Origin of the sequence: uncultured Aquabacterium sp. (genome assembly GCF_947366995.1) — a bacterium.
Taxonomy (GTDB): domain Bacteria; phylum Pseudomonadota; class Gammaproteobacteria; order Burkholderiales; family Burkholderiaceae_C; genus Aquabacterium.
Map to the genome: position 1 here is coordinate 1 of NZ_CANBCC010000013.1, position 12,883 is coordinate 12,883.

13 protein-coding genes are annotated in these 12,883 nt (G+C 71.2%); 4 read left to right on the forward strand and 9 right to left on the reverse strand.

The features are described 5' to 3' along the window. Positions 1-140 precede the first annotated feature (140 nt). From Q0Z44_RS05635 to mnmH, 4 genes are read right to left on the reverse strand one after another with little or no spacing between them, the layout of a single operon-like run. The gene (locus tag Q0Z44_RS05635; protein WP_298011165.1) at positions 141-1,037 is read right to left on the reverse strand and encodes a putative selenate ABC transporter substrate-binding protein; all 897 of its coding nucleotides are present in this window, start codon (positions 1,035-1,037) and stop codon (positions 141-143) included. Then, entirely contained in the window at positions 1,034-2,755 is a 1,722-nt protein-coding gene (locus Q0Z44_RS05640) for an ABC transporter permease subunit (RefSeq protein ID WP_298011166.1), read from the reverse strand. The genes Q0Z44_RS05635 and Q0Z44_RS05640 overlap by 4 nt, the downstream gene beginning before the upstream one ends. After that, on the reverse strand, positions 2,730-3,485 hold the full coding sequence (locus tag Q0Z44_RS05645) for an ATP-binding cassette domain-containing protein (RefSeq protein ID WP_298011167.1): 756 nt from the start codon (positions 3,483-3,485) through the stop codon (positions 2,730-2,732). Before Q0Z44_RS05645 ends, Q0Z44_RS05640 begins: the two co-directional genes overlap by 26 nt. Further along, the gene (mnmH, locus tag Q0Z44_RS05650) at positions 3,475-4,542 is read right to left on the reverse strand and encodes a tRNA 2-selenouridine(34) synthase MnmH (protein WP_298011168.1); all 1,068 of its coding nucleotides are present in this window, start codon (positions 4,540-4,542) and stop codon (positions 3,475-3,477) included. Before mnmH ends, Q0Z44_RS05645 begins: the two co-directional genes overlap by 11 nt. Before the next feature lie 45 nt (positions 4,543-4,587). On the opposite strand from mnmH, the gene selD reads away from it, so the two are divergent. The 4 genes from selD (at position 4,588) to Q0Z44_RS05670 (ending at position 8,560) form a co-directional block, all read left to right on the forward strand. Continuing rightward, a complete protein-coding gene (gene selD / locus Q0Z44_RS05655) occupies positions 4,588-5,640 on the forward strand; it encodes a selenide, water dikinase SelD (protein ID WP_298011169.1) in 1,053 nt (350 codons plus the stop codon). 51 nt (positions 5,641-5,691) lie between these two features. After that, complete coding sequence (locus Q0Z44_RS05660; protein ID WP_298011170.1) at positions 5,692-6,345, forward strand: type 1 glutamine amidotransferase family protein; 654 nt, start codon at positions 5,692-5,694, stop codon at positions 6,343-6,345. 14 nt (positions 6,346-6,359) lie between these two features. Then, positions 6,360-7,259, forward strand: coding sequence for an NAD(P)/FAD-dependent oxidoreductase (locus Q0Z44_RS05665; protein ID WP_298011171.1), 900 nt, complete (start codon positions 6,360-6,362; stop codon positions 7,257-7,259). A 191-nt stretch (positions 7,260-7,450) separates the two neighbouring features. Then, positions 7,451-8,560: a phospholipase A gene (locus tag Q0Z44_RS05670; RefSeq protein WP_298011172.1), complete on the forward strand. Its 1,110-nt coding sequence runs from the start codon at positions 7,451-7,453 to the stop codon at positions 8,558-8,560. A 27-nt stretch (positions 8,561-8,587) separates the two neighbouring features. Here the strand turns inward: Q0Z44_RS05670 and Q0Z44_RS05675 are convergent, their stop codons facing one another. The 5 genes from Q0Z44_RS05675 to Q0Z44_RS05695 all read right to left on the reverse strand — a co-directional run bounded on the left by Q0Z44_RS05675 (position 8,588) and on the right by Q0Z44_RS05695 (position 12,848). Continuing rightward, positions 8,588-9,511 (reverse strand): hypothetical protein, encoded by a 924-nt coding sequence (locus Q0Z44_RS05675; protein WP_298011173.1) that lies wholly within the window; start codon positions 9,509-9,511, stop codon positions 8,588-8,590. 12 nt (positions 9,512-9,523) lie between these two features. Beyond that, entirely contained in the window at positions 9,524-10,360 is an 837-nt protein-coding gene (locus tag Q0Z44_RS05680; protein WP_298011174.1) for an OBAP family protein, read from the reverse strand. Between the two features lie 67 nt (positions 10,361-10,427). After that, positions 10,428-10,874, reverse strand: a complete 447-nt coding sequence (locus Q0Z44_RS05685; RefSeq protein ID WP_298011175.1) for a thioesterase family protein — start codon at positions 10,872-10,874, stop codon at positions 10,428-10,430. A 40-nt stretch (positions 10,875-10,914) separates the two neighbouring features. Next, a complete protein-coding gene (locus Q0Z44_RS05690; protein ID WP_366517576.1) occupies positions 10,915-11,628 on the reverse strand; it encodes an EAL domain-containing protein in 714 nt (237 codons plus the stop codon). A gap of 197 nt (positions 11,629-11,825) precedes the next feature. Then, the gene (locus tag Q0Z44_RS05695) at positions 11,826-12,848 is read right to left on the reverse strand and encodes an AraC family transcriptional regulator (RefSeq protein WP_298011177.1); all 1,023 of its coding nucleotides are present in this window, start codon (positions 12,846-12,848) and stop codon (positions 11,826-11,828) included. Between the last annotated feature and the right edge of the window lie 35 nt (positions 12,849-12,883).

A 12,883-nucleotide genomic window follows, 5' to 3' on the forward strand; every position in this document is an offset into this window, starting at 1 on the left:
CCGCGTTGGTGCGGGTTGCTCGGTTGTGGTGGGGGGGGTCTGCGCCAGTCTCGGGGCTGGCGCCATGCGGGGTGGTCCTGCCTCACGGCAGGACACACCTCGGTGCGGGGAAGGATGTGGGGCCGGGGAACGCGCGGCTGTTACTTCAGCAACCCCGTCGACCGCCCCACCTGCTCGATCACATCGAAGTCCTCGCCCTTGGCCGGCACAAAGCGCTTCGCCCCCTGCAGCGCCATCACCGCCTGGTCGGCCGGGTCGCTCGCCTCCAGCGTCATGAAGGCATTGGCGAACTTCTGCACCGTGGCCGCCGGCAGGTCCTTGCGGGCCGCCCACACATAGTCCACGAAGGCCGGCGTGGTCCAGATGGCCTTCACCTTCGTCTTGTCGAACTTGTCGCCGGCCACCAGCCGGTTCCACACCTCGATGTTCAGTGCACCCGCCTGCACCTTGCCCGACTCCACCATCTTCACCGTCGCATCGTGCGCCCCGCTGTAGATGGGCGCGCCGGCGAAGTCCTTGTCCGCATCGATGTGGAAGCGCGTGCTCAGGAAGTGGCGCGGGAACAGGTGGCCCGAGGTCGAGCTCTTGGCGCCGAACGCAAAGCTCTTGCCGCGCAGCTCTTCCGGCTTGCTGATGCCCGAGGCCGTGTTGACGATGAACACGCTGTGGAACTCGCGGTCGATGTCGCGCATCACCACCGGGCGCGCGCCGGCCAGCACGCGGGCCTGCACGAAGGTGAAGCCGCCCAGCCAGGCGAAATCAATCTTGCCCGCCGCCAGGGCCGACACGGCCGCGCCGTAGTCGATGACCGGCACATAGACGACCTTGACGCCCAGGTGCTTCTGCAGGTGGTCGATCAGCGGCTGGTACTTGCGGGCCAGCTCGGTGGGGTTCTCGTCGGGAATGCCCGAGACGCGGATCACGTCCTGAGCCTGGGCCTGCGCGACGGCAGGCAGCAGCGGCGCCAGGGCCAGTGCAGCCAGGGCAGCCAGCGTGGTGCGACGGGGACGGACGGACGGCGAAGACGGGTGGCTCATGGTGTGAGGATCCGGGTTGAGGATGAAAGGGGGGCGGGCAGGTGCGCTTCGGGCGCGCAGCCGGGCAGGGGCAGGCGCGCGCCATCGCCGCGCAGGATGCGGGCGCGCACGCGGTCGCCCAGGGCGTCCACGGCGGCCACCAGCAGCAGCATGGTCAGCAGCAGCATGCCCAGGTCATGCAGGTGGAACAGGCTGATCGCGGTGTTGAGCGCGTCGCCGATGCCGCCAGCGCCCACGAAGCCGACCATGGCGGTGGCGCGCACATTCACTTCGAAACGGTAGAGCGTGAGCGCCGCCAGCCGGGCCTGCACCTGCGGCAGCACGCCGAACAGGAAAGTGGCCAGCGTGCCTGCGCCCAGGCTCTGCAGGGCGGCGGGCGGGCCGGGCTCGGCTTCTTCCAGCACGTCGGCAAACAGGCGGCCCATCACGCCGATGTTGTGCACGGCAATCGCCAGGATGCCGGCCAGCGGGCCGCCGCCCACCCACACCACGAAGACCAGGGCCAGCGTCAGCTCGGGCATGACGCGGGTCAGCTGCTGCACCACCCGGCTCATCGCGGCGGCCAGCGGGCGCAGCCACCGTCCGATGCCGCGCGGCCGGGGCGGGTCGGGCAGGTAGCTGCCGGTGCTCAGCCGCGCTGCGCCCAGCGGCGCCAGCACGAAGGCCAGCGCGGCCGACAGCAGCGTGGCCACCCAGGCCATCAGCAGCGTGTCGCCAATCTGGCCCGCCGCGGTCTTCAGAAAGGCCAGGTCGATTGCCAGCGTGTCCATGCGCGGCATGAGCGCCAGGCCGGCGCCCGAGAACAGGTCGGCCCACGGCACGTCGAGCCGCACCCAGGCCCACAGCGTGCCGGCGGCGCTCAGGCCCAGCGTCCAGCCGATGGCGGCGCGGCGCAGGCGGTTGCTCAGCAGCTCGAGCGCGACCACGAAGGCCAGCACGGCGAGCAGCGTCGTGGCCAGCTTGTCGTACTGGAAGTAGCGCAGGCTCAGCGCGATCTCGCTGCCCAGGCCGCCCGCGCCCACCACGCCCAGGATGGTGCCGATGCGGATGTTGCACTCCAGGCAGAACAGCGCGTAGCCCGTCCACTGCCGGCCCACCTGGGGCAGCACGGCGTGCAGGAACAGCGCCCAGCGCGAGGCGCCGGCGGCCCGCAGGGCCTGAACCGGGCGCGGGTCCACGGCTTCGGCCAGTTCGGCAAACAGCTTGCCGATGTTGCCGCCCACCGTCAGGCCGATGGCCAGCACCGCCGCGCCCGGGCCCAGGCCCAGCAGCTGCACAAACAGGTAGGCCCACACGATCTCGGGCACCGAGCGGCCCACGCCCAGCAGCACGCGCGCGGCGCTGCGAGTGGCCGCCAGCCCCGTGCGCGCCCAGGCGGGCGGGCCACGCGGCGGGTCGTCCAGCTCGGGCACGCGCGTGGCAAAGAAGGCCAGCACCGTGCCCAGCAGCGCGGCCAGTACCGTGCCCAGGATGCCGATCAGCAGGCTTTCGACCGAGAGGTCGAGCACGCGGGCCAGGAAGTCGGCCGACAGGTCTGGGTGCGCAAAGCCCGACAGGATCTCACCGGCATTGCGCAGCCCGTCGGCGTCGAGCAGGCGGCGCAGGTCGGCGCCGGTCAGCGACAGGCACAGCAGGCCCGAGAGCGCGATCGCCAGCCACCCCGCAAAGCGCCACCGGGCCTGGCGCCGCGCGTCAGAGACGCTCGTCACTGCCGGCATAGAGCTGTTCCAGGCGGGCCTCGGTGGCGTCCTCGGGGGCGCAGTCGAACAGGATGTCGCCGCGGCGCAGGCCGATGACCCGGGTGCAGTCGCGCCGTGCGATGTCGAACCAGTGCGTGCAGAACACCAGCGTCATGCCGCGCTGGCGAGCCTGTTCGGTGATGAGCCGCGTGACGGCCTTGGCCGTGTGCGGGTCGAGCGAGGCGGTGGGCTCGTCGGCCAGCAGGATGTCGGGCTCGGCGATCAGGGCGCGGGCAATGGCCACGCGCTGCATCTGCCCGCCACTGAGCGCGCTGGCCGCGGCCCACTGGTGCCCCCCCATGTCGAGCGACTGCAGCAGCGTGGCCACGCGCGCCGATTCCAGCGGCCACAGGGCCGCGGCCAGCGTGCGCCACCATGGCCAGTGCGGCAGCAACCCGGCCACCACATTGCGGTGCACCGTCGCCTGCGGCACCAGCAGGTTCTGCTGCTCGACGATGCGGCAGCGGGCGCGGTGGCGCTGCAGCGCGCGCCAGCCCATCGCGTCGAGCGCCACGCCGTCCACCCGCACGTGGCCCGCCGTCGCGCGCAGCGCGCCGGCCATCAGGCGGATCAAGGTGGACTTGCCGGCGCCGCTGGGGCCGATCAGGGCGATGCGCTCACCGGGCTGCACGCGCAGGCTGATGTCGCGCAGCACGGGCTTGCCGCCCCACTGGCGGCTGACGCCCTCCAGTTGAAGCTCAGCGGACATCGTCGTTCACCTCGACGGCCAGCACGGCGGCGGCCAGGGCGTCGATGCCCGCCTCGTCCAGCGTGTCACCCGGCACCGTCTGGCGCTGCGGCCAGTGGTGGAAGTGCTGGCTTTGCGAGCGGGCGTACTGTGGGTCGTAGTGCAGGCGGGCCAGTTCGTCGAACAGGGGCGGCAGCTCGCCGGCCAGGGCCCACTTCTGCCAGCGGTCGATGGCTTCGTTGCCCAGCAGCGGTCGCAGCGGGTCGATCCGGCGCGCGAGCAGCGCAGGGTCGTCGCCCAGGTAGGCGTAGTCGCGCAGCAGAAAGGCGAGCCGCGCCTCGAACGGCACGCTCAGCTCGATGCAGGGGCTGGCGCGCATGCGCTCGATCAGCGGCGCGGGCAGCGCGATGCGGCCGATGCGGCGGCTTTCGGCCTCCACGTAGATGGGCCGGCTCAGGTCGAGGCGTTCGAGGTGTTCGACGAGCTGCGTGTCGAACGCCTTCTGCGAAGGCTGTGGCTGGCCCGGCATGGCGCCGAGCAGCGAGCCCTTGTGGCAGGCCAGGCCCTCCAGGTCGAGCACCTGCGCACCCTGGGCGGCCATCGCGTGCAGCACGCGCGTCTTGGCGCTGCCGGTGGCGCCGCACACCACGCGCAGGCGCAGCCCGGCGCACTGCCGATCGAGCACTTCCAGCACGTGGTGGCGCCAGCGCTTGTAGCCGCCGGCCAGTTGCTGGGCGTCCCAGCCCACCAGGCGCAGCCAGGTCACCATCGAGCCGCTGCGCATGCCACCGCGCCAGCAGTACACCAGCGGCTTCCAGTTGGCGGGTTTGTCGGCCAGCTGTTCGCGCAGGTGCTTCGCGAGGTTGGCGGCCACCATGGCGCCCCCCACACGGCGGGCTTCGAAGGCGCCCTGCTGCTTGTAGATCGTGCCCACGATGCAGCGCTCTTCGTCGTCCAGCACCGGCAGGTTGATGGCCCCTGGGATGTGATCCAGCGCGAACTCGGCGGGCGAGCGGGCGTCGATCAGGCAGTCGAATGCATGGCGGTCCTCGACGCGGACCGGACCGCGTGCGCTCATGCGGGGGCCCCCGCTGGCACAATCGCCTCGTACTTCTGTTGACCGATGATGTCCATTGCGCTGACCCAGTTCTCTCACGGTGGCGGCTGCGGCTGCAAGATCGCCCCGGGCCTCCTGTCCGAGATTTTGTCACGGGCCCCCCAGGGCCTCGTGCCGCCCGAGCTCATGGTCGGCCTGGAGACCAGCGACGACGCGGCCGTCTACCGGCTCAACGACCAGCAGGCATTGGTGGCCACCACCGATTTCTTCACCCCCATCGTCGACGACCCGCGGGATTTCGGTCGCATTGCGGCCACCAACGCGCTGTCGGACATCTATGCCATGGGCGGCACGCCCATCATGGCGCTGGCGCTGGTCGGCATGCCGATCGCCAAGCTGCCGCCCGAGGTGATCGGCCAGATTCTGGGCGGCGGTGCCGAGGTGTGCCGGGCCGCGGGCATCCCGATCGCCGGTGGCCACTCCATCGACCTGCTGGAGCCGATCTACGGCCTGGTGGCGCTGGGCCTGGTGCACCCGGACCGCGTGCACCGCAACGCCGATGGCCGCGCGGGCGATGTGCTGGTGCTGGGCAAACCGCTGGGCGTGGGCGTGCTGTCGGCCGCGCTCAAGAAAGAGCGGCTGGATGAGGCAGGCTATGCGCAGATGATCCGCCACACCACGCAGCTCAACCGGGTCGGTGTGACGCTGGGCGCGCTGCCCGGTGTGCACGCGATGACGGACGTGACGGGTTTTGGCCTGGCGGGCCACCTGCTCGAGGTGTGCCGTGGCTCGGGGCTGGATGCACAGGTGGCGCTGTCGCAGCTGCCGCTGATCGACGTGGCGGCGGGCTTTGCGCGCGAGGGCATCGTGACCGGGGCGTCGGGCCGCAACTGGGCGGCCTATGGTGCAGAGGTGAACTGGCCGGCCCACGCCGAGGCCTGGCAGCAGGCTCTGGTGTCCGACCCGCAGACCAGCGGCGGCCTGCTCGTGAGCTGCACACCGGAGGCGGTGCCCGCCGTGCTGACCGCCATGCAGGCCGAGGGCTGCGGCGAGGCAGCCGTGATCGGCACGCTGGCCGCGCCCGCGCAGGCCGGGGCCCCGCGTCTGCATTTCGCCTGATTCGCCGGGGCCTCGGAGGCCCAGCAGGCACGGCCGTTGCCGGCCTTCGGCATGGCCCGTCCTGTCCACTTCTTCGTCTACGACGGCTTCGCCGACTGGGAAGCTGCGTTCGCCCTTGCCGGCATCCAGCAACCGACCTTCCAGCGTGCCCCCGGACGCTACACCGTGTGCACGGTGGGCCTGAGCCAGGCGCCCGTGCGCTCGATGGGCGGCGTGGCGGTGCTGCCCGACCAGCTGCTGGACACGCTGTCGCCTGCCGACAGCGCCATGCTGATCCTGCCCGGTGGGCTGGGGTGGGAGGAGGGGCAGCACATGGCGGCCGTCGAGGCGGCGCGGCGCTTTCTCGCGGCCGACGTGCCGGTGGCGGCCATCTGCGGTGCCACCGCGGGGTTGGCGCGGGCCGGGCTGCTCAATGGGCGGCGGCACACCAGCAACGCCCTGGCGTATCTGAAAGGGGTGCCTGCCTACGAGGGCAGCGACCGCTATGAAGCCCAGCCAGCCTGGCGAGACGGGCCCCTGATCACGGCGGCGGGCATGGCGCCGCTCGAGTTCGCGCGCGAGATCTTCCGCTGCCTGGATCTGTACGACCCGCCGGTGCTCGACGCGTGGTACGACCTTTACCGCACCGGCCACTCCGAGCACTACGCCCGCATGCAGCAGGCGGCAGAGGCCTCGGCCGACGTGGCCGCCGAGCGCGCGGGCTGAATCGGGGCCCCGCCATGGACTCGGTGAGCCAGCCCCCGGTCGACTGCGTCATCGTGGGCGGTGGCCCCGCTGGGCTCACGGCGGCAATCTACCTGGCGCGCTTTCAGCGCACGATCCGTGTGCTCGACAGCGGGGAGGCCCGCGCGCTGCGCATCCCGCGCTCGCACAACGTGCCCGGCTTTCCGGACGGCATCGCGGGGCCCGAGTTGCTGGCGCGCCTGCGGGCGCAATTGCTGCGGCAGGGCGGGGCCGTGACCGGGGCGCGGGCCACCGGGCTGGCGCAATACGATAACCTGTTCATGGTGCACGTGGGCGGGCTGCGGTGGCCTGCCCGCCGCGTGCTGCTGGCCACCGGCGCGCGCGACCGCGAGGTCGAGATCCCCGGGTTGCGCGCGGTCCGCTCGGTGGGCCTGCTGCGCGAGTGCCCGATCTGCGATGCGCACGAGCACCGCGGCCGCCGCATCGGCGTGATCGGCTGCAGCCCGCACGCGGTGCGCGAGGCGCTGTTCTTGCGGCATTTCAGCGAGGACGTGCAGCTCTTGCCGATTCGCCCCTCCGACATCCTCGCGCGTGAGGACTTCGAGGCGCTGCAGGCGCGCCAGATCGGCTGGCGACCGGGCGGCATCCACCATGTCGAGCACCGCAGCGGGCGGTTGCAGGTGCACCGCGTGGTCGGTGAGCCGCTGACCGTGGACGTGCTCTACGCGGCCCTCGGGTGCCAGCCGGCGGCCGACCTGGGCCGGGCCGTGAAGGCGCAGTGCGAGGCGGGCGGCAACCTGGTCATCGACACCCGGTGCCAGACCACCTGCCCAGGCCTGTTTGCCGCGGGCGATGTGACGAGCGGCCTCGACCAGATCGTGGTGGCGATGGCGCAGGGCGCGGTGGCGGCCACGGCCATCCACAACAGCCTGTGACGCCGCCGCGCCAGGCGGATGGCCCCACGATCCCGGGGGGCCTCCCCTCATGTGTCACGCCACGCGGCGCGCTCTGCCTGATACTGTGTGCCACCACAAGCGACACAGGGGATTCAGGCATGCAGGACACGGCGCGGGCCGCAGGACGGCCGGGGCAGCAGGGCAACGCGACGCGACGCTCATCCAGGCGCATGCGCCCGGTGCGATGGGCGATGGGTCTGCCACTGGCGATGGCGGCCGGCGCCGCGCTTGCCACGCCGCCCTCGCAGTGCGCCCGCCTGCCGGATGACGCAGCCCGGCTCGCGTGCTACGACGCCGTCTTCCGCCTGGGGCCGCAGCCGGCGCCAGGCGTGATGCCCGCCGCGGCTGCAGCGCCGGCCCCGGTGGGCGCCAGCCCCGAGGCACCGCCCGCAGCGGCGCTGCCCGGGGTGCCGCCCGAGCGCCAGCCGCTGGATCCGGCCGAGGCGCCGCCTGCCGCCACCCTGTTCGACAAGGCCTGGGAGCTGACGCCTGCCGAGAAGCGCGGCACCTTTTCGGTCAAGACCTACCTGCCGAACTTCGTGCTGCCGATGCACGTGAGCTCGCGCGTCAACCGCGCGCCCGGCTCGCCAACGCGCGGGGTGTCGCCTGCCCGCATCGACTACAAGCCGGTCGAGGTCAAGGTGCAGGTCTCGCTGCGCACCAAGGTGGCCGAGGGCCTGCTGCTGCCCGACGCCGACCTGTGGTTTGCCTACACGCAGCGCTCGCTGTGGCAGCTGTGGAACGGCCGCGAGTCGGCCCCATTCCGCAGCACCGACCACGAGCCCGAGATGATCTATGTGGTGCCGATGAGCCGCTACCTGCCCGCGTTGCCCGGCGGCTGGCGCTGGCGGATGACGCAGGTAGGCCTGCTGCACCAGTCGAACGGGCAGAGCGATGCGCTGTCGCGCAGCTGGAACCGCAGCTACGTCAGCGCCGCGTTCGACAACGGCCCCTACGCGTTCACCTTGCGCATGTACCGCCGCCTGAAGGAAGAGGCCCGCAACGACGACAACCCCGACATCCAGCGCTATCTGGGCAACGCCGAGCTGGTGGCCTCGTGGCTGGGCGGCCCGTCGACCGTGTCGCTGGCGTGGCGCACCCGGCTGCCCGAGGGCCGACGCGGCGCCTGGCAGCTGGACTGGACGCACCCGGTGCACCGCGACAAGCCGGCCGGCCTGCGCTGGTATGTGCAGCTGTTTTCCGGATACGGCGAGACGCTGCTCGACTACAACCACCGGCAGGACAGCCTGGGCGTCGGGCTCTCGCTCTTCCAGTTCTGACGCGTCCGGTGCGCGGCCCGAACGCGCTCAGCGGTCGATCGCGCGGAGCACCGACCGCACGCGGGCGTGCGCGTCCGGGGCGTCGGCGCTCGGGAGCTCGTCGTAGTCCCCACGCAAGGCCTTGATGGCATGGTGCTCGCGCTCGATCTCGCCCACCGTGCGCACGCCCAGCCGGCGGATCACCGGGATCGGCGGGCACCAGCCCTGCAGCGCGTGCTGCCCGAAGAAGCCGAGCACGGCCGCCGGCAGCAGCAGGAGGCGCCGGTCCACCAGGGTGCCCAGCGCCACGCCTGCCAGCACCAGGGTCGAGGCGTTCAGCTGCACCACCCGCTCCACATCCCACTCGTGCTCCAGCGTGACCACGTGCGCGTCGATGGCCTCGGGGGCGGCGTGCTGCAGCCGCATCAGTGTGCCTTCGGTGCGGCGGCGCAGCGCGGCGTTGATCGCCGGATCGGTGTGGCACGCCACACGCCGTGCCGTGTCGGGCAGCCGCGACTGGCATGCGGGCTCTGGCTCATTGGCTGAGCCGCTCTCGACCGGTTGCCCGGGGGCTTCCAGCGTGGGTTGGCCGCCGTGGCCGTCCGTCAGGCCGCTGAAGTCGCCGCGCAAGGCCTTGAGCGCGTAACGCTCGCGCGCGATCTCCCGGGCGGTGCGCACCCCGGCGCGCCGCAGCAGCGGCCGCAGTGGGTGCCAACCCTGCACCGCGTGCAGCCACACCGCACCACCGACAAAGGCTGTCAGGCCCAGCCAGCCCCGGCGGTGCAGTGCGCCCAGCAGCAGCCCCGTCAGGCCGGTCACGGCGGCATCCAGCTCAATCACCCGGTCGGTGTCCCACTCCCGGTCCAGGTCCTTCAGGCGTTGTGCGATCGCGGGCGGGCCGGCTTGCGCCACCTGCAGCAGGGTGCGCTCGGTCTCGTCCTCGATGCGGTGCGTCGTCACGACAGCGGTCATGGTGGGCTCCTGTCAACGTGGCGCGCTGGCGGCATCGGGTACCGGTTGCCCTGAGGGCGCCACCGCCCGGCTGTCCACCACACCCGGGATGGGGCCGGTGTCCCGCGGGAAGGCGCCCAGCAACGCGTCCACGCCCTCCTGCGGCTTGGCCAGTTGCTGCAGGTCGGCCCGCTCCCGCCGCCGCTCGACGCTTTGCTGGCGCAGGCGCTGATCCCGCTGCAACAGCAGGCCGGGGATGATCTCGCCGTCGCGGTTGAACGACCACGCCAGCCGCGGCTCGCCCATGGGCAGCGCGTCGCCCGGAATGCCGAAGGCGCCGGTGTGCCACACGTGCCAGGTCTTGCCATAGCTGTTGACCTTGTCGCGCATCAGCGCCTTCTCGGCCGCGCGTGGAATGCCCGGCGCGATCAGCTGGCCGGACAGAATCTCACCGTTGTGCGGGTGCCAGTAGCGGCGCTCGCCTTCGGGCAGCCGCAGGAAGAGCTTCTCGGAAATGATGTATTCGATGCCGGTCAGGTTGGCGGTGCGCGCGGCGCTGTCGAACAGCGCGCACTGCGCAAAATCCTCGTTGACCTGGCGGCAGAAGTGGTGCGCTTCCACCTGGTGCGCCGGATCGTCCTTCATCGGGTGGAAGCCGTTGAGGTAGATGTCCAGGGCACCCACGGGCGCATGGGTCTGCAGCGCCTTGGCGCCCAGCTCGAGCGCGCGGGTGCGTCGGGTCTTGTCGGCGCCGGGAGGCTGGGCGTCGGCCGTGATCTGGGCCAGCGTGGGGCCGGCCAGGGTGCAGAAGGCCAGCGCCATGCAGCTGGTGGCCAGCACCCGGTGGGCCGGGCAAAGCGATCGTGTCATCGGGGGCCTCATGCGGGGATCGTGGTGCCGCGCAGGCGGCAAACCCCGTGCCCGCAGGCCCCGCCATTCAGGCCGGCTTCAGCACGGCAGGCGCGTAGGTCTGGAGGAAGCGCTCGGGCATGCGGCGCACGCGGCCCTGCTCGATGTCCACGCACACATAGTGCGTGCGCCCGCGAAACACCGTGGCGCCATCCGACACGCGCACGAACTGGAAGGCGCGGTGCAGCGAGAGCTTGTCCACGCCGGTGATCCACGTTGCCAGCAGCAGGTCTTCGCCCAGCCGGGTGGCCTGCAGGTAGGTCAGCTCGTGCTGACGCACTACCACGCCGTGGCCCAGCTCCGCGTACTGCGCCGGGCCCAGGCCCAGCCCCACCGAATGGGCCCAGGCCACGTCCTCCAGCCACTTCAGATAAACGACGTTGTTGGTGTGGCCCATGAGGTCGATGCAGCTTGCATCGACGCGCAGAGGCAGGGTGAAGGGCTCGGGGTGATCCCAGGCGGGGGCATCAGACATGTCGGGCATCGGATCGAGCGGGCATGGCCCGATCATGCCATCACACCCCGGTCGTGCGCGTCACGGCGTCCCAGGTCTCGGGGCCCACGGTGGGCAGGTGCTCGAAGCCCGGGCGGGCGAAGAAGTAGCCCTGGAAAAGGTGGATCCCCAGGTCCTGCAAGGCCAGGCATTCCTCGGCCGACTCGATGCCCTCGGCGATCAGGCGGATGCCCAGGTCCGCACACATCCCTGCCGTGGCCTGCACGATGCTGCGGCGCACGCGGTCGCGGTGAATGTTGCGGGTCAGCGCCATGTCGAGCTTGACGATGTCGGGCTGGAATTCGGCCAACAGGTTCAAGCCCGAGTGGCCGGCGCCGAAGTCATCGATGGCGGTGGTGAAGCCCTGGCGGCGGTACTCGGTGAAGATCGCCTTGAGGTGGGCGTGGTCGGTCACCTGTTCGCTTTCAGTGACCTCGAACATCAGCCGCTCGGTGGGAAAGCCATGCGCGCGCGCGGCATTCAAGGTGGCGCGGATGCAGGTTTCTGGCCGGTACACCGCGTTGGGCAGGAAGTTGATGCTCAGCAGCCCCTGCAAACCGAGCCGCGCGGCCAACTCGATGGCGCACACCCTGCAGCCTTGGTCGAATGCGTAGCGGTTGGTGTCATTCACCTGCGCCAGAACCTGCCCGGCGGGCTCCTGTGCCAGGCCGCGCACGAGCGCCTCGTATCCAATCACCGACCGGGTGCGGACGTCCACCAGCGGCTGGAAGGCCATGGTGATCGGAATGGGCGCGGCATCGCCCTCCCGGCAGGCGTGACAAGGCGGGGGCGTAGAAGCGGGGCGGGGGGCGGAATCGGTCATCGTTGGACAAGAGGCAGACGGCCTGGGGTCACGGTCGACGGGCATTCGACGGGAGGCCTACAGCAATATGTCACATAACGACGTCGCCCGGAATCCTGGGAGAACACTGTTCAGGTGCGAGACCTCTGCCGGGCAGCCTCCAGCGCGTAGGCCGATGGCGCCACGCCCTCCCAGCGTTTGAACGCCCGTCGGAAGTTGGCCGGGTCGGTGTAGCCCAGGTGGAATGCAATCTCCTGCAGGCTCAGCTGACGTGCCTTCAGGTGCTGCAACGCCAGCTGGTGGCGTACCTCATCCAGCAGCGCGGCAAACGATGTGCCCTCATCCTGAAGCCGGCGGTGCAAGGTGCGGGGTGTCATGTTGAACAGCCGGGCGGTCACCACCAGGGACGGAAAGCCGGTGGGCTTGTCCAACAGCAGGCGTCGCACCCGGTTGGCGAGGCCATCTTCGGCGTGCCGCCGGTCGAGCTCGCGCTGGCACAGGCGCACCGCTTCTTCGGCACTGGCCGGATCGGCGGTGCTCAGGGGCTGGTCGAGGCCGGCCAGAGGCAGCACCAGGCCGGACCATCCCGCGTCGTACCGGACGTCGCAGCGGAACATCGACGCGGCCAGCGCGACATAGGCGGGCTCGGGCCACCGGAAGCACGCCTGTCGTACCGGGCACGCCCCCATGGTGATGTGGTCCACCAGGTTCTTCACGGTCAGCATCACGGCTTCGCAGACCAGGGGCTCCAGTTCGTCCAGCGGGCGGGCGGGCTCGAAGTGCACCCGCACCTGCTCGCCCTCCACCTCGTGGCGCACGGTGACCAGCGTCGTGCGCACCGGCACGAACCGCTCGAACAGCACCAGGGCTTCCCGCAGCGAGCGGCTGTTCATGGCGGCATAGCCCAGCATGCCGTGCGTGTTGATGCGCAGCCGTTCGCCCACCAGCAGACCGAGCGCGGGCTCGTCCGTGCTGGCCAGTGCATCGCGCATCAGTGCCTGGAAGGCCGCATAGGGCAGGGCGCCTTCGGCTTGCGCCAGGCCTGCCTCGTCCCATCCGTGGCGGCCCAGCCAGGCGGGCACGTCCACCCGCATGCCGGCCAGCAGTTCGGCAATCAGGCGCAGGTACTGGACGGGCAGGACGAAGTCGGCCATGGGGCGCGATTGTCAAAAAATGACCTGTGGATGTC